Source organism: Brevibacillus borstelensis, assembly GCF_003710865.1.
GTDB classification, from domain to species: domain Bacteria; phylum Bacillota; class Bacilli; order Brevibacillales; family Brevibacillaceae; genus Brevibacillus; species Brevibacillus borstelensis.
This window is the reverse complement of record NZ_RHHO01000011.1, coordinates 64,418-81,126: the sequence shown is the minus strand read 5'-3', so window position 1 is coordinate 81,126 and position 16,709 is coordinate 64,418. Positions and strand designations below refer to the sequence as shown.

The 16,709-nt window shown below is 51.3% G+C and carries 17 protein-coding genes and 1 riboswitch; of the genes, 2 read left to right on the top strand and 15 right to left on the bottom strand.

Features of this window, described 5'->3' with window-relative positions; translation table 11 throughout:
• Positions 1 to 37: 37 nt before the first annotated feature.
• Together EDM54_RS05235 and EDM54_RS05230 are read right to left on the bottom strand one after the other, a co-directional pair.
• Positions 38 to 1,039: a Bug family tripartite tricarboxylate transporter substrate binding protein gene (locus EDM54_RS05235; RefSeq protein WP_170208330.1), complete on the bottom strand. Its 1,002-nt coding sequence runs from the start codon at positions 1,037 to 1,039 to the stop codon at positions 38 to 40.
• Between the two features lie 155 nt (positions 1,040 to 1,194).
• On the bottom strand, positions 1,195 to 2,367 hold the full coding sequence (locus EDM54_RS05230) for a 2-methylaconitate cis-trans isomerase PrpF family protein (protein ID WP_122957943.1): 1,173 nt from the start codon (positions 2,365 to 2,367) through the stop codon (positions 1,195 to 1,197).
• A 263-nt stretch (positions 2,368 to 2,630) separates the two neighbouring features.
• Between EDM54_RS05230 and EDM54_RS05225 the strand changes: the two genes are divergently transcribed.
• The gene (locus EDM54_RS05225; RefSeq protein ID WP_122957892.1) at positions 2,631 to 3,500 is read left to right on the top strand and encodes a LysR family transcriptional regulator; all 870 of its coding nucleotides are present in this window, start codon (positions 2,631 to 2,633) and stop codon (positions 3,498 to 3,500) included.
• A 182-nt stretch (positions 3,501 to 3,682) separates the two neighbouring features.
• Here the strand turns inward: EDM54_RS05225 and EDM54_RS05220 are convergent, their stop codons facing one another.
• The 12 genes from EDM54_RS05220 to dat form a co-directional block, all read right to left on the bottom strand.
• Entirely contained in the window at positions 3,683 to 4,291 is a 609-nt protein-coding gene (locus tag EDM54_RS05220; RefSeq protein WP_122957891.1) for a SurA N-terminal domain-containing protein, read from the bottom strand.
• A gap of 14 nt (positions 4,292 to 4,305) precedes the next feature.
• Positions 4,306 to 4,821, bottom strand: a complete 516-nt coding sequence (locus tag EDM54_RS05215; protein ID WP_122957890.1) for a hypothetical protein — start codon at positions 4,819 to 4,821, stop codon at positions 4,306 to 4,308.
• Positions 4,822 to 5,407: 586 nt separating this feature from the next.
• On the bottom strand, positions 5,408 to 6,715 hold the full coding sequence (locus EDM54_RS05210; RefSeq protein ID WP_122957889.1) for a nucleobase:cation symporter-2 family protein: 1,308 nt from the start codon (positions 6,713 to 6,715) through the stop codon (positions 5,408 to 5,410).
• A 106-nt stretch (positions 6,716 to 6,821) separates the two neighbouring features.
• Positions 6,822 to 7,415, bottom strand: coding sequence for a xanthine phosphoribosyltransferase (locus tag EDM54_RS05205; RefSeq protein WP_003388976.1), 594 nt, complete (start codon positions 7,413 to 7,415; stop codon positions 6,822 to 6,824).
• A gap of 186 nt (positions 7,416 to 7,601) precedes the next feature.
• Positions 7,602 to 7,702: riboswitch (purine riboswitch) on the bottom strand.
• A gap of 192 nt (positions 7,703 to 7,894) precedes the next feature.
• Entirely contained in the window at positions 7,895 to 8,965 is a 1,071-nt protein-coding gene (gene rsgA / locus EDM54_RS05200; protein ID WP_003388975.1) for a ribosome small subunit-dependent GTPase A, read from the bottom strand.
• 270 nt (positions 8,966 to 9,235) lie between these two features.
• Positions 9,236 to 9,466: a YxzE family protein gene (locus tag EDM54_RS05195; protein ID WP_003388974.1), complete on the bottom strand. Its 231-nt coding sequence runs from the start codon at positions 9,464 to 9,466 to the stop codon at positions 9,236 to 9,238.
• 147 nt (positions 9,467 to 9,613) lie between these two features.
• Positions 9,614 to 9,976: a VOC family protein gene (locus EDM54_RS05190; RefSeq protein WP_003388973.1), complete on the bottom strand. Its 363-nt coding sequence runs from the start codon at positions 9,974 to 9,976 to the stop codon at positions 9,614 to 9,616.
• Between the two features lie 138 nt (positions 9,977 to 10,114).
• On the bottom strand, positions 10,115 to 10,333 hold the full coding sequence (locus EDM54_RS05185; RefSeq protein ID WP_003388971.1) for a hypothetical protein: 219 nt from the start codon (positions 10,331 to 10,333) through the stop codon (positions 10,115 to 10,117).
• Positions 10,334 to 10,490: 157 nt separating this feature from the next.
• On the bottom strand, positions 10,491 to 11,807 hold the full coding sequence (locus tag EDM54_RS05180; RefSeq protein ID WP_031931862.1) for a serine hydrolase domain-containing protein: 1,317 nt from the start codon (positions 11,805 to 11,807) through the stop codon (positions 10,491 to 10,493).
• 2 nt (positions 11,808 to 11,809) lie between these two features.
• Positions 11,810 to 12,877 carry a DmpA family aminopeptidase gene (locus tag EDM54_RS05175; protein ID WP_122957888.1) on the bottom strand — a complete coding sequence of 356 codons (1,068 nt, stop codon included), beginning with the start codon at positions 12,875 to 12,877 and terminating at the stop codon, positions 11,810 to 11,812.
• A gap of 28 nt (positions 12,878 to 12,905) precedes the next feature.
• Positions 12,906 to 13,829, bottom strand: coding sequence for a dipeptidase (locus EDM54_RS05170; RefSeq protein WP_122957887.1), 924 nt, complete (start codon positions 13,827 to 13,829; stop codon positions 12,906 to 12,908).
• A 77-nt stretch (positions 13,830 to 13,906) separates the two neighbouring features.
• Positions 13,907 to 14,761 carry a D-amino-acid transaminase gene (dat, locus tag EDM54_RS05165; protein WP_003388967.1) on the bottom strand — a complete coding sequence of 285 codons (855 nt, stop codon included), beginning with the start codon at positions 14,759 to 14,761 and terminating at the stop codon, positions 13,907 to 13,909.
• A gap of 154 nt (positions 14,762 to 14,915) precedes the next feature.
• On the opposite strand from dat, the gene EDM54_RS05160 reads away from it, so the two are divergent.
• Positions 14,916 to 15,806 carry a LysR substrate-binding domain-containing protein gene (locus EDM54_RS05160; RefSeq protein WP_003388966.1) on the top strand — a complete coding sequence of 297 codons (891 nt, stop codon included), beginning with the start codon at positions 14,916 to 14,918 and terminating at the stop codon, positions 15,804 to 15,806.
• A gap of 74 nt (positions 15,807 to 15,880) precedes the next feature.
• Here the strand turns inward: EDM54_RS05160 and EDM54_RS05155 are convergent, their stop codons facing one another.
• Entirely contained in the window at positions 15,881 to 16,705 is an 825-nt protein-coding gene (locus EDM54_RS05155; protein ID WP_031931863.1) for an alpha/beta fold hydrolase, read from the bottom strand.
• Between the last annotated feature and the right edge of the window lie 4 nt (positions 16,706 to 16,709).

Here is a 16,709-nt window from a genome sequence, read left to right as displayed (position 1 = left end):
GTCACCTCCGAAGAAGAGCGGCGGAAAACCGCTTATCCTACTTTTTCAGCCCGGTTTTTTGGGCAATTTTGTCAAAAATTTGATACTGCTCTTCCCACTCTTTTTTGAAATCATCCGGGCCGAGGAACCCCTCGCGAATATCTGCCAGATTTTGTTTGGCGAACTCCTTGTACTCGTCCGTCTCATAAACCGCTTTCATTTTGTCGATCAAATACTGCTTCACCTCGGCTGGCGTATCTTTTTTTACGGCAAATCCGCGCCAGGAGCCTATCGTCAAATCAATCCCCTTTTCCACCGTTGTCGGGGTGTCCTTCAACTCTTCGATTTGCGTCACCCGTTCATCATGCAGCACGACGATCGGCCTTACCTTCTCGTTTTGGATGTATGACACCGCTGAGATCAGCTTGTCGAAGTACACGTCGACTTCTCCGCCCAGAACCGCCGCTTTGACCTCTGAACCGGACTTGTAAGGGATGAACTTGATCTTGATTCCGGTGGCATCAGCCAGAGCGCTCAATGTCAAGTCGTCCAGCCCCCCCGGGCTGATGCCGGCGAAGGATATTTCCTTGTCTTTGCCCTGCCTTACCAGGTCGTCGAAGTCCTTGATCCCGCTATTTGCCGGGACGGACAGCAGGTAAATATCGCTCTGGATCCGGGCAAGAGGTTCGAAATCTTCCATCAATTTGATGTTTTTCCCTTTTCCCAGCACATCGGCAATGACGTGCGAAGGCGTGATTTCCAATAGGGTGTATCCGTCATTCTTCTGTTTGTATGTGTAAAGAAGTCCGACGAGACCGCCTCCGCCATCCTTGTTGAGCGGCTGAACCGGCTGAGCCGTTTGCTTGTTCAGCAAGTCGGCGAATTTTCTGGCAAATGTGTCGCTTGCGCTGCCTTCGCCAAAAGGAACGACCATCTCGATGGGCTGTTTCGGGTAGCCTTCCGTCAAACCGCCAGCCGTAGACGACGGTTGGCTGGAACAGCCGATAAGACTAAAGGCAAGAGCAAGTGTAAGCGATAAACAGATCGCTGTTCGTTTCATGTCAGTCCTCCTCATAAACCAAATCGGGATAAGGGTATTGATGAATCATAATGAAACTAATCGGGGTTGAACCGATCATGCTGAAACCGCTTCCAGTCGTCTGCAAAGAGCCGACTGTTTTCTGCGGAGGCGGGGAAACCCCCGTCCCTTCGCCGCTACGCTTGAACCACGCTTGTCAAAGACGAGACCGGAACGTAGGCATACCCATCCATCAGCCTTCTCGCAGTCCGTCCAACGGCGGCCCGCTTCACACTCCAGTCCTCCCCCTCTCGTTCTACCTGCGCTTCTACGTACAAAGTCCCTGTGGGATGGCCGATCCGAAGGCCGGCTTCCGTGCCCCTCGCCAACCGGTTCGGCAGGGTGCCCGGAATGTTCGCGGCCGCTCCCAAAGCGATGGAACCGCTGACTGCAAAAGCCCTGTGCAGCGTCCCCATGGAAAGATAGCGTCCCAAAAGGTCGAGGCTGTCCGCCCGTACCATTTGCTTGTCCTCGGTCTGATAATCGCAGGCTGCGGATATCATCGCGATTTTGGGCAGAGCATGTGTCGCAGGGGTGACCGTCGTTTCATCCTCAATGATTCCGAGCATCACTCCGGCTTTTACGCGAATCTTCTCTAGCGTTTCCAGCAAGCGGGCATTTCCGTTTAGGTCCTTGGACAGCTCTGTTCCGGTCGCTCCGACATCCTGTGCCAAAACAAACACGAGGATGTTGGCCGCATCGATGATCGTCACCGGGAATTTTCTGCCGTCATCCAATGCGATGGTGTCTATCGGATTTCCGGTGGGCAAGGTCCTGCCGGAAAAGGTTCCCCCCGTATCGAGAAAATTCACCATGATTTTCGCTCCGGTGCCAGACACTCCTGCGATGGAAAAGTCCCCCTCGTACTGGATTTGCCCGTTTACGACCGGGACCTCCACTTCAATCACTCTGTTCGTGTTGGTGTTGAAGATGCGAACTCGTGTAAACGGCTCCTGCAATTCCACGTATCCTTCTTCAGCCGCATACAGCCCGACTGCCGACGCCATGTTCCCGCAGGTGACATGGTAATCAATCACTTTTTTCTCCAGACTGACCTGCCCGAATGTGTAATGGATGTGAACATCCTGGCTGGCAGGCGGTCCGATGAGCGCAAGCTTGCTCGTCAGAGGCGTTCCCCCGCCGATCCCGTCGATTTGGTTGTTTCCGGGACTGCCGAACACTTTCAGGATCACCTGGTCGCGGGCAACCGGGTCTTTGGGGAGATCAACCGTACGCAAGATGAGCCCCTTGCTGGTACCCCCGCGCACCAACGTGCTTGGGATTCGATAGATTTGCCCATAAACGTACATCTGTTGTTCCAACTCCTTCATGATAGTACAGATTAAAGAGAATGAATATTCGTTTAACTCTACAACAATAGTAGCCAAAGAAAAGCAATAAAAAAAATACTTATTTTTTATAAAGATCCATAAGTATTTTTTATGTTTTTGTTTTTCGTTTGAAAAAAGAATGTTGATCATTCATGACTTTTCTGTACAATTAACGATAAGTTTTTCCATTCCGTTTTTAGCCAATTTCACTACTTTTTTTATTGAAAGAAAGTTGGAACCATATGGATGACAGAGATTGGGTCATATTAACGACGCTGTACGACGAAAAGAATATCACCAAAACTGCGGAGAAAATTCGCATCTCGCAGCCGGCGCTTACTTACCGGCTGCAGCAGTTGGAGCAGGAGTTTGGCATTACCATCGTCTATCGCAGCAGAAGAGGCGTTACCTTCACGCCGCAGGGTGAGCATTTGGTCAAATACGCCCGCGACATGACGCTTCATCTGCGCAAGACAAAAGAAGCCCTGCAAAACATGGGCGACAAAGTGCAAGGAACCTTGAGATTGGGCGTTTCCAGCATTTTTGCCCGCTACAAGCTTCCATCTATCTTGAAGGACTTCCACCGGCAGTATCCCGATGTAGAATTTAACGTTACCTCCGGATGGAGTGAGGAGGTCATCAACTCCGTCTACAAGCAAAAAGTGCATCTCGGCATCATTCGCGGCGATTACAATTGGCCCGATCAGCGCAAGCTGCTGATGGACGAAGAAATTTTCATCGTTTCCAAGCACGAAATCGACATCGAGGACCTGCCCAATCTGTCCCGCATCTACTACAACACGGATACTTCCTTAAAGAAGCTGATCGACAACTGGTGGCATGAACGCTATTCTGACCCGCCCCTGATCTCCATGGAGGTAGACAAAATGGAGACCTGCAAAGAAATGGTGATAAACGGCCTCGGCTATGCGATCCTGCCCAGCATTTTGCTGGACCCCAACGAAGATTTGTACGTCACCCGCTGCACGACGAAGGATGGCGTCCCCGTCGTCCGCAGAACCTGGATGATCTTTCGCAACGAATCCCTGGAGATTTCCGTGGTCAAAGCGTTTGTAAATTTCTTGGAGGAGAGAGAACATCCATACAGATGAAAGGCTCAAAAAAAAAAAGGGTGCCCATCCGTGTTTTCACGGCGGGGCACCCTTCGTATCTTTTTTGTGTGTTCGTATTTGTTTCTGCTTATCCAATTGGAGCGTTGTCCGTTTACACCTTTGAAACTGTTGAAGTCACATACTGATTGCTCCCCTTGTTCTAAGGGGCTTCGCATTATGATCTATTTTAATTCTTCTATCAAATCATTAAGTTTACTTAACATCCTTTTGTGATACTCGATTTCATCCTCCCCATCTAACATTTCATTCTCCGACTTTATTTTGTTGAGTATGTTCAACCGTACCAACTCCTCTTCATAACCGTCTCTTGAGAATTCAAAGAAGAACTCATCCTCGGTAATATCCAGTCCTTCAATGATACCAGCAACAACATCATATTTATGCTCTTTATAGGAATCAGCCATTTCCTTGATATGCTTTTTAATTTCTTCTTCTGTAGGGTAAATATCATGTTCTCTTGCATATTCCGCAAGAACTGTTCTTTCTTCTAATTTCTTCATAGCGTCTTCTTCAGTTAGCTTGATGCCAAAAGCTTTTGAATATGCTTGGTACCTTGCTAGTTTATCTGTTAGTTCATCTTGGCTGATTTTTTCGGATTCGGTATCTATAGTGATTTTGTTATCATTATTTTTCTCCAAAGCTTTTTTGTAATACTTGGCGAATTCAGTTCCTTTATCATGGTCATTTAATTCAATGTTTGCTAATGAATATGAGATACTGCCTAGCGACACAACGGCAACCACAGAGAGCAAAACCCACGTCTTTTTCATACTTGTCACTCCTTTTAATATAACGACATTCTTATTTCATCTGTACTGCCATAATAGATTCCATCTGCAACAGCACCACTGGTAAAAGTAACTTTTGGCCTGTCGGTTACGGTACTATAAAAAGTTTTTGTATTCCCCCCGCCATATACTGTTTCACCACGATCGGTTATATAATCTGTTAACCGATCTCTCCATCTCCAATCAGAAGCATTAATTTTTCCAATTGTTCCAGCGTCATCTTTGTATACTCCTGAAACATAAAGTTCCAGACTATAGGGGTATCCGCTAGTTTTGCCGATAGCTACTGCATGATGATGATCCAACTCAACTTCATCATATTTTGTATAGACATAATATTCCTCAATAGTATGTACTGTATAATAGATATTTTTGTACCCCCAGTCTGGATGGTAAAAGTGTGATAGAAAAGAATCTCCGCCTTCTTTTGTTTTGGCAAAACTTGATGAACTAAATATTAAGACAAAAAATGAGGTAAGTAGTATCGTCAAACTAATTTTTCCAATTTTCATTTTAACAATCCCCTTTCTACTTAACCCTAAGGCAATTACCTATTTACACAAATAACCTACTAAAAAGTCTTGATCGATGGTCCCTTACTTTTTTGCCATTAGTTTCACTTGGTGATATCTGAAAACAAGAAAACCTAACTAGATATATTTCCAGATGGCCACCTCCTTACCATTTGTATTTAATAAGCTGATGTAATAACCTAAGAAGTAAGCCACTTCGACAATTCTTTGTGAGCTATATCCAAAACCCATAATAGTAAAATAAAGGTAATGTTTGGTTACAAAAAAGTAACATTAATGGAAATTGACTAAATTATCATTGATTTTAAGGCAATCAAAAACAGTGCTACTTTACGGGTTATTTGTTATTAAGAAGATAATATGCTACGGTATTTATTTCTGTTTGGGTTTTCGAGCAATGAACAAAAAATGTCGAACTTATTTAGCCCTAAATTCACCTCCAAGAATTCCCTTTTTGGGTAATTTCCCAATTTCACACGTTCTTCTGTCCCAAGAAAAAAAGATGCTCCTCATTGGTAAAACCATGGGAGCATCTTTTTTTCTTGAAACGAAACCGACCATAAATTCACACCTCTGGAACAGTCGAGGCTGCCGGAACAGGCTGCCTGTTCTCTTTCTTCGTATGAATGAGCACGATATTTAAAATAACCGCGGTCAACGAACCGGTGACAATGCCGTTTTGCATCAGCATTTTCAGCATGTTCGGCAATTGGTCAAACATCGTTGGAACTGCTGCGGAACCGAGTCCTACAGCAATGCTGCAGGCCGCGATGAGGAGGTTTTCGTTTTGGCGCAGGTCCACGCGGGACAGGATGTTGATGCCGGACGCTACAACCATCCCGAACATCGCGATCATCGCTCCTCCGAGCACCGGGTCGGGAATGATCGTCGTCAGGGCGGCCAGCTTCGGCAAAAGTCCCAGCACGACGAGGATTCCGCCAGCACCGATCATGACGTCGCGGCTTTTGATGCCGGTCAGCGAGACGAGCCCTACGTTTTGCGAGAAGGCCGTATACGGGAACGCATTGAAAATACCGCCGAGCGCAATCGCCACGCCTTCCCCGCGCAGCCCTTTGACGACATCTTGCTTCGTCACTTCTTTATCGGTCACCTTGCCCAATGCGAAGTAAACTCCTGTTGATTCCGCCATGCTGATAATGTTGACGAGAATCATCGTCACGATGGCAACGATATTGAATTCAGGTACGCCGAAATAAAACGGCTGAACGACGCTCACCCAGGAAGCGGATGCCACGCTTTCAAAGCTGACCATTCCCATGAAGTACGCGGCCAGCGTGCCTGCTGCAAGTCCGATCAGCACTGAAATAGCGCGAATAAAGCCACTAAACAGGCGATTGACAAGCAGGATGACAACCAGTGTCCCCAGTGCCAAGAGAAGATTGCGCGGATGTCCAAAATCGGGATTGCCCGCTCCTCCGGCCACATTGTTCATTGCCACAGGAATCAGCGACAACCCGATAATCGTAACCACGGAACCTTGTACAACGGTAGGAAAGAACCGAAGCAGCTTGCCGAACAGCGGAGCGGCCAGCACGACAAATAATCCGGATAAAATAATGGCTCCATAGGCCGTGGCCAGGTTACTGGACGACGCAATGGCGATAATCGGTCCGACCGCTGTGAAGGTACAGCCCAGAACGACAGGAAGCTTGATGCCGGTATAGCGCGTACCGATCACCTGCAGCAGTGTCGCAATCCCGCTGGTAAACAAATCGGCGGCGATCAGGTATGCAATCTGCGTCGGGGTCAAATTCAGCGCATCCCCGATGATCAGAGGAACGATGACCGCTCCGGCGTACATCGCCAGCACATGCTGCATGCCCAGCGTGAGCGTTTTTTGTTTGGACAACATGAACGTAACTCCTCTCCTTTATTGACTGCGCAGGATATGTTGATTTGCTATACAGTACCTGTAAATCGCGATTGATCACGACAGCAGCATGTATCATGTGGTGCTTTTAGGATGTGTGAACCGGCGTTGTCTCTACGAAATGAATTTCTCCCGGCTTCATCGACTTGATCCGTGCCAGCGATTCCACCCGGACGCCTGCTTTCTCCAGCAATCCTCTTCCTTCCTGGAAGCTTTTTTCTACGACAGCACCCACGCCGACGAGGTGAGCGCCGGCATCTGCGACGATTTGTGTCAGTCCAACCAAAGCTGCTCCTGTCGCCAGAAAATCATCCACGATCAGGACGCGCTCTTCTGCGCTGAGGTATTGCTTGGCGATGCTGATCTGGTAGTTCTCCTTACGGGTAAAGGAATAGACAGGCGCAGAGTACACGTCATCGGAGAGTGTCACCGCTTTTTTCTTTTTCGCGTAAACGAATGGAACCCCCAGCGCATACGCCGTTGCAAGAGCAAAATGAATACCGCTCGCCTCCACCGTCAGGACCTTGGTCACTTTCTCCGAACGGAAAAGATCCGCAAATGCTTGCCCAATTTTCATCGTCAGCTCCGCATCAACCTGATGATTAAGAAAAGCATCCACCTTTAATACAGTTTCGGACAGCGCTCGCCCGTCCCGAATGATTCGCTCTTGCAATTCTTTCACACGATTTCCTCCTATCCATTTTTCATCTATATGGAAACAAAAAAGCCCAGACGAGACAGTCCACTCGCCGGTCTTTCAAACCGACTCCAAGTGAAACCTGTCCCTCCGGGCACATCCCTTCAGGGGTCACGAAAACGTGCAAGCGACAGCAGGAGGCTGTTTCCCGCTACGGGTAAAGGACTAACTCCTGGTCGCTCGTTCACTCGTAGTCAGGCGATTTACGGTCACCCGGTAGAAACTCATGGGCCAATTCCCAAAATTATACGAGTCATCAGCTATGTTCAATTGATACTGACAAATCTATCATATCCGCTATGAAAGGGGCAAGCGTATTTTTTGGAATTCAGGAAAAGCACGAGCCCGTGCTGAAAATGAAACGGCCATACATAGAAAAAACCCCCTTGCCTTGCAAAGGGGGCCAATGTGATCCGGTGTGTAAAAGGCACCGATCCGATTGTGATTGCAGACGCGGCAGACGGCTACCGCTTTGGCTTCGTTTGCCGGAGAGCCATGTTGATCTTTTTCCATTTGTCTTTTTCGGCTGCCCGCATCCTGGCATCCTCTTTGCGCGCCTGATGGGCCAGCTCTCGCTGCAATTTTCGGTAGCTGTCAAAACGGGAACGATCCAGTGTGCCTTCTTCGATCGCCAGCCGAATCGCACAGCCGGGCTCCTTGGCGTGGAGGCAATCGCTGAAGCGGCACTGGGCGGCCAGCGTCTCGATGTCGTCGAAGGCATCGCGAAAGCCTTCGTCTCCCTCCCAGAGCTGCAGCTCGCGCATCCCCGGCGTATCGATCATCAGGCCGCCGCCAGGCAGCTGAAACAGCTCGCGATGGGTCGTCGTATGCCGCCCGCGGTCATCTCCCTCGCGTACTTCTTTGACGAGCTGGACATTCCTTCCGGACAGGCGGTTGATCAAGGTGGATTTCCCCACACCTGAAGAGCCGAGAAGAGCGACTGTCTTCCCCTCTCCCAAATACGGTGCCAAGGCATCGAGCCCCTCTCCCTGCTCCGAGCTGATCGCATGGACCGGCACTCCGACTGCCACTGACTCTACCTCGGCGATCTTGTTTTCCAGGTCGTCGCACAGATCGGATTTGCTCAGTACAATCACGGGACTGGCTCCGCTTTCCCAAGCCAAAATCAGATAGCGTTCCAAGCGGCGCAAATTGTAGTCGTTGTTTAGAGCGTTCACGAGAAAAACGGTATCCACGTTGGTAGCGACGATCTGTTCTTCGACGCCTTCGCCGGCAGCCTTTCGGGAAAACTTGCTTTTGCGCGGCAGAATCGCGTGAATCGTGGCCTTTTGTTCATGAGGCCGGGCGCTGATCACTACCCAGTCGCCCACAGCGGGGTAGTCTTCTCGGCCAGCGGCTTCATAGCGAAGCTTTCCGGAAACCTCGCCCAACAGCTCGCCGTGTTCGGTTAAAATCCGATACAGCCTTTTATGTTCAAGAGCGATACGCCCTACTTCAAATCCCTGCTCGATAAAAGGGGAAACATGGCCGGCAAAAAAATCGTTCCAGCCCAAAGACTTTAGATATTGGTTCACGTGCGGATTCCTCCTGCATTCGGTTTTGATTTGGATGTCTTTCCAAAACCGGCCACAGGAAATCCTCACTTAAAGAACGGTTACTGCCCGACTGAAAGGAGGATCTTTCCTGTGACCCTTGCTGCAATGCTCTTCTCGACAATCATCATGCATACCATAAAACATCTCTCCTTTCAGACCGGTTCCCCGATCCGTACGTCATGATTTCCCAATCATTGTAACACGGATGCCTGACAGCTTCCATCGGCAGCCAGAAATTTTTTCACTGGCCTAATCTCCGCCACCGCCGCCGCCATCTCCCCCGCCGCTGTCGCTGGACCCTCCGTCTCCCCAGGAACTGTCGGAATCGCGGGTTCTGTCGTTGTCATTGTAAAACGACGTGGCTCCGCCTGAGTCTCCTCCGGATGCATGACGTCTTCCAGGTCCTTCTTTCTTAAAGGCTAGCGACATAAATCCGATGAGCAGCACAAATGCGACAAGTACGCCAATAAAGATCTCCACTCCATCGCTCTCCTTCCGTTCTGTTATTTTCTACCTGTCCTAACAGTATAGCACGAGTTGCAGTTCTGGTTCACGCAATGCTGGTTTACGCAATGCCCGCACCCGCCATGCTGCCGCAAGTCACAGAACGATAGAGCAACAGTGGTATCAGCCTTTCAAGAGAAATTCGTTTCCATCCGCATCCTTGAACCGGGCGAAGCTGCCCCAGGCCATTTTCTTTGGCTCCTCCAAAAAGATTACGCCCCTTTGGCTCATTTCCTGATAGGCTTTGTCGATGTCTTCGCATTCGAATACGATCGAGGCCTTCATCTGCTCAGATCCGGGCATCATCGCTTTGGGATAGATGACGAGATGCGACTCGGCTCCCTCTGGACCGACTTCCAGCCACGAGGCATTGGGGGTCATCGGCTCGTCTCGATGTACGACAAACCCCACCTTCTCGGTCCAAAACTCGCGAGCCTTCGCCTGATCCTCCACGTAAACAGCCACTGTAGCAATTTTTTTAATCATAACGATGTGCCTCCTGTAGTAAATGAATGTAGTCGCAAAGATGAATGTAGCCGTATTTACCATACCATATACCATACATTCTGCACACGGATGACCGTGCCTACGCATAGGTTCCCCAGAATAAACAGACAGGCCTCCTCACATGCCCGCTGCCTGATCGTCGCGAGGTGCAACTGCCAGGATGTTGGCCAGACAAAACACCCGGTATGCGCGGCGGGTATAGCAGTACGCCTTTATCCGGTCTCCGTTTACCGCAATAATTTTTACAGCTCGCTTGGTCGTCTCGCCGGAGCGGCTCAAGTAGATCAGCTCGACCGTCTGCTGCCGCTGGCAATATCGCTCCAATTCGCTTCTCATGATGTCACCACCACACAAGAACATTTGTTCCCATTATAACGAACACGCCTGATAAAAGCAAGAAACCCCTTCAAAGAGCGGACTACAGAGCATTCGTGCCTGCATTCGCCCTCCAAAGAGGTCTTGTTTCCGCATGCGAACAAGCCCATGCGAACCGCTATTTCTTTCTCGTCAACATCCGAGAACCAAGGAGAACAGCCCATGCTTTTTCTCCCTCTTTCCAGAAAAACGGAAGCGGCATCTCGTGCTTCCGGATGACCAGCGTACGGCTGTCACTCGCCCGAAGCGCGAACTGTTCGCCGGCCATTTCCGCTTGCAGCATTCCGCCTGCAAAGGTTATACGTACGCTGCTGCCTTCCGCGCAGGCATAGGTGCCCACAAAGCGCTCCAGCTCCTCGACAGATGCCTCGTATTCCGGCTCTTTCTCCTGCTGCTCCAACGGAAGGCCCAGGGCGTTGCGGACAGCAGCGAGCCACAAATCCCGGACGGGCACATCCGCGACATTGGTCAAGACGACCGCGACAATTCCCTCTTCGGGCACAAAGCCGAAGTGGGACGAAACGCCCGGCTGCGAGCCCCCGTGCTCGACAAGCGTCATTCCTTCCCGGCCTAGAGTCGACTTCAGCGCGTACCCGTAGTACGTGTTTCTGCCGATCTTGTGGACCGGGTGCCACATCCGTCTGAGCGAAGCCTCGCTGACGATGTTTTCCCCCTGGCAATATCCGCCGTTTATGTAAAGCTGACCGTATTTGAGCAAATCCCGGACATTGGAGCGGATGCCTCCCCCTACCTCATAATTGCCCAGCAGGGGCCAGTCCGCCCTCTTCAGGCCATTGCCGTCCGAATCCTTGACATAAGGAACCGATACGTCGGACAGCCGTTTCACCTCTTCCAGGCTAAAGGTGGAGCGGTTCATCTCCAAAGGGTCAAGCAGCCTGCTGGTCACATGCCTGCGGAACAGGCGCCCTGTCACTCTCTCGACAATCAGCCCCAGCAGCAAAAAAGTGTCGTTGCAGTAGCTGAAATACTCGCCCGGTCTGCCCAGCAGCTCGTGCGGCTCCCCGGCCAGGTACTCCAGATGGTCCGACAGCCTGCACAATTCCTCTCTGCGGCGAATCGGCGCAAGGCCGGTCGTGTGGCTCAGCAAATGATGAATGCAGACGCTGGAGGTGTCCTCTAGCGATGCCAGAGAAAATTCCGGCAAATAAGCGTTGACCGGATCTTCGATGGACAGCTTCCCTTCCTCTGCCAGCTGCATGACCGCCATCGCCGTAAAGGACTTCGTCACGGATGCGATGCCAAATACCGTATCCGGCGTGACCGGTTCCTTCGTTTCCAGATCGCGCACGCCGAAGCCTTTTTGAAACAGCAGCTCTCCATGCCGGGAGACGGCAACCGCCGCCCCTGCGATTCTCTCCTCTTCCATTTTGCGGGACATATACTCCTCAAAAAGCGGCCACTGGCCTGCACTCACGGCTATTCCCCCTGTTCGGCGAATGGATGCGCATAAATCGTCCGGCCGCCTCTCCCTGTCGTCGTGACGGCCTGAGAAAGAGAATTGAGGATCGCTTCCTCCGTCGCTTCACTGGCTGCGGCGAACAGTTGATTCATTACCGGGTGGTCCTCGCGAAGCTGGGTCCTCGCTTCCGTTATCTGCTCCGCTGCATGGGGGATTTTATGCGCTGTTGAAAAGGCGATGCAAATGTCGCCGCTGCCGTGACTGTAATGGCTGCCCGTCCGGCCCAGTCCGATGCCCGTCCGCTTGGCCACGCGGAGCAGTTGGCGGTCGCTGAGCGGCGCGTCCGTGCCCAGCACGATGATGATCGATCCGTCCGGCGGGTTGTCCAGCGGGCGGACCCCTGACGAACGGAGCCACTCGTACCGCTCAGACTGGAAGTCTTCGGGCTTGCCGAAGTTGCTCAGCACGAGTACGCCTACCGTGTACTCCCCCTCTTGCGTCCGGATAAGCCGCGAGGAGGTTCCGATCCCGCCTTTGTGTCCAAAGCAGACCATTCCTTTTCCAGCGCCGACGGCCCCTTCCTCCGCTGGCTCCGCCGACGCCCGTCTGATCGCTTCGATCGCATGCTCCGGCTTTACTGCACACGCCCTGATCGAATTGAGATGGCCGTCGTTGCATTCTCCCACGACGATGTTGACCGTCCCCGTGGTATCGCCGATTTCGCTGTTTTGCTCCAGCATGTAGCTGAGCGTCCCCTGGGTGACAGCCGGTACGGAAAACGTATTGGTCAGCATGATCGGCGACTCCAGTACCCCCAGCTCGTTTACCTGAACCAGTCCGGTCGTCTTCCCGAAGCCGTTGAACACATAGCTTGCTGCTGTCACCTTTTCGCGAAAGAGGCTGCCGCTGTGCGGAAGGATCGCTGTCACTCCTGTACAGATGTACTCCCCTTCGCCCGATTCCAGCGGATAATCAAGCGTCACATGTCCTACCAGGACGCCCTCCACATCCGTCAAGCAATTTTTCCTGCCGGTCGGCAGCTTCCCGATGACGATGCCGCGATCGCGAATTTTTTTCCGATTCATATCCAAAAGCCCCTCTGTCTGCTCTTCGTTAACGCGGGCGCCGCTGCAGGAAGTTTTCGCTGGCAAAGCCCCGCACTTCGCTTTCTGAATACCGCTTCAATAGTTCGTTGAGCAGGTTGTCAATCATCCCTGCATGCTCCAGCCCCTCCACAAAGCTTTCAATCCCGTCAAAGTCGGAGCCAAGGCCGATCTGGCGGACACCGCCCAGCGAACAAAAGTGGTCGATATGGCGGATCAGGTCATCGATCGTCGCCTGCCCGCCCTTCTTGACAAAATGCGGGTAGTAGACGATATGGATCATCCCGCCCTTGTCAAACATCGCTTTGGCCTGCTCATCGTACAGGTTGCGCGGATGGTCGCAAATCGCCCTGGCGTTGGAGTGGCTGGCGATCGGATAGTCCGCCAGCTCCATGACATCCCAAAAGCTCTGCTCGCACAGATGGGAAACGTCGGTCAGCACCTTGTGCTCGTTGTTTAAGCGGACGATTTCCTTACCGAACGCTGTCAAGCCGGCATTTCGCTTTTCCAATGCGCCATCGGCGGCCAGGTTGGCAAAATTCCAGGTCAGCCCGACAGAACGCACGCCGAGTTGGAACAGGATGCGAAGCTTTTTCAAATCATTGCCGATCGCATCCACGCCCTCCAGCGTCAGCATCGCCCCGATCTCGCCGTCCCCCAGAGTGTCGAGGTCGGCCCATTCCTTGACGTGCTTCATCTCGGGCTGCTTCAGGACCTCCTCGTAAAAGTAGTCGATCTGGTCCAGCACTGCTTGAAATTGCTGCTCGGATTTCAATTGCGGCGGCACGTAGAGGGCAAAGCATTGAAGCTTTACCCTCCCTTGCTTCAAACGCTCCAGATTGGTGTGCAGCTCAGCAGAATCCCTGAATGAAAGAGGTTCCTTGCTTTTCCACATTTTATAAAGGGCATCACAGTGAAAATCTATGATGTTCATCGCTTATCGTTCCTTTCCGAGCAGGTATATCAGGCTCTTTCAACAAATCGACCATCCGGAGTGCTTCGTTTAGATCGTTATGCGTCAGCAGACACCGTTGTCGTCGTCAATTCCTGGAAGTGCCGCTGGAGCAACCGGGTCATCGGCCCTGGCTGTCCATCTCCAATAAGCTTGTCGCCAACCTGGACGATTGGCATCACCTCGTTGGTTGTACTGGTGATGAACACTTCATCTGCCTCGTACAGCTCCTCGATGTCCACGTGCTTCTCCTCAAAGGGTATTGCGGCCTCCATAGCGATTTTCTGAACAGCCATTCGCGTAATCCCTGCGAGAATATGGCGGGACAGCGGCGTGGTCTGGATACGGGAATCCTTGATGACATATACATTGGTGCTGGTTCCTTCGGTCAGCTTTCCATCCCGATGGAGGATCGCCTCCAGGCAGCCTGCCTTGTGCGCCTCCTGCTTCGCCAAAATATTCGGCAAAAGGTTGAGCGATTTGATATAGCAATTCATCCAGCGTTCGTCTGGATGCAGGATTGCCTTTGCTCCCTTCTCCCTCAGCTCTGGCGGGATGCTGCGAAAAGGCTTGGCTGTCATCGAAATTGAAACAGGCGCATCCGGGAAGAGGTGATTGCGCGGAGCCATGCCTCTTGTAATTTGCATATAGACATCCAAATTGTCCAGACCGCTTCGCTCGATCAACTGAAAGATGATCTCCTTGAAGCTCTCGCGCTCCTGGTCAAACGGCAATGCGATCGCTTTTGCACTCATATACAGCCGGTCGAGATGCTCTTCCAGCATAAACGGCTTGCTATTATAGATCCTTATAAGCTCGTAGACGCCATCGCCAAATTGATGTCCTCTCTCATCTATTGGAACCACCGGATCGTTTGAATCAACAAATGTACCGTTAAAATAAGCTACGCTCATCTCAATTATCCTCCTTCAGTTAGATAAGTAACGGTGTTTCCCTGGCCGCTTGCGGCAAGCAGCCATCCTCCCTTTCAAAGTAATGTATTTTTTCGCACGAATCCAATAGAATAATGCCATATGCGTTATTAACATTTTCAATGAGGGGTTCAACATGAATGCGGAGCAAATCGAAGCTTTTATTTTTGTCGCACTAACCGGCAGCTTCAGCAAAACAGCCGATCTTTTGTACTTGTCACAGCCGACCGTCAGCATGCGGATCAAAGCGCTGGAGAACACACTGGGCTGCAAGTTGTTCCAGCGTTCCGGCAATACCGTTTTTCTCACGCGGGAGGGGGATGTTTTTCTCCCATACGCCAAGAGCGTACTGCAATCGCTGCAGGACGGGCAGATGGCGATCCAGCGTTCATTCGGCCGTCTGGAAGGCGAGCTGGTCATCTCCGCTGTATTCGTGGCCGCTTTTTACATTTTGCCAGAGCTGGTGGAAAAATTTACGCAGCTCTACCCCAAGATCAAGCTGACAATTTTCACGGGTCACTCCCATCAAGTCCTGGAGATGGTGCTGCGCCATGAGGTGTCGTTCGGGATCGCGCGAGCAGTGAATCATCCCCAAATCAAGCGGGTCCAGCTCATGCCTGACGAAATGGTGCTGGCTGTCTATCCGGATCACCCGTTTCAAAACAAAACACAAGTTACGCTTGAGGACGTGTCGCGAGAAAAGCTGATTTTGTTTAACAGGGGATCTCTGGACTGGACGCTGGTCAATGGAGCGTTCAGCCATTATCAGCTAGAGAACAATGTTGTGATGGAAGCGGACAATATCGAAGTGGTCAAACGCATGGTGAAGCAGAGACTGGGAATCGCCTTCTTGCCGCGTTTCTCGATTCAGGAGGAAGTAGCAGCGGCTGACTTAAAGGAAGTGGAAGTGCTGAGCCTGCCGCATATCAATCGGAATTTTGAGCTGATTTACCACAAAGACGCGACGATAAACGGAATTACAAAGACATTTATTGACTTTTTGATTGCCAACCGGACCAAAGGATGACGGCATGCTTGACTGCCTGACTGCATGCTTGTCCGCCTGCAAAACGCTGCAGATAGGCCGATTGAAACAGCTCATTACTGTCGTGCCTGTTCCAAAAACGACAGGACAATCCGGTTAAATACAGGGGCTTGATCCATTGGCGGGAGATGGGCCGAGTCTGGAAGAAGGATTTTTTCAGCGTTTGGAATCCGCGCTTCAAGCTCCTCCGCCATCTTTTGGAAGTCTTCGTAATCTTTCTGCCCAGCGATCACCAGCGTAGGCACAGCGATCTCTTCAAGTCGCTCAATCGGAGGAGGCGCAAGCCAGAGCGGCGGGTTTTTCAGCTGCGGCAGATCGTAAGCGTGCGCTGTCATTTGGAGGTACTTTGCTCTCGCCTGCTGGCTTTCATCCCGTGCTGCTTGTCCTGGCCCGTCAAACCACATCCGGGCCGACATTTCTACGGTCTCTTCCTTTGTACCTGTTTCATAGATTTCGACAAAGCGGGCAAAATCCTGCATCCTTCGCTCAGACCGCGGATACCCTGTCAAGGTCGGAGATACGAGCACAAGGCTTTTCACCATCTCCGGGTAGGCCAGGACAAGCTCCTGTGCGACTACACTGCCAAAGGAGTGGCCGACAATGTGAGCCGCGGCTATCCCGAGTCCTTGCAGCACTGCTCTGGCATCATCGTAGAGGGTAAACGGCTCTTCTGCATTCGGTGTCTGTCCCATCCCTCGCAGGTCAAAGCTGATGACCCGATACCGCTCGGAAAAGGCGGAAAGCTGCTCGGCCCACATCCGCGTGTCCAAATTGAGACCGTGAATCAATAGAAGAGGCTCTCCTTCGCCACACGCTTCATAGTAAAAAGACGTGCCGTTTGCTTCTATAAACCCCGCTGCTCTCCCTGAAGTTTTTCCCATTTTT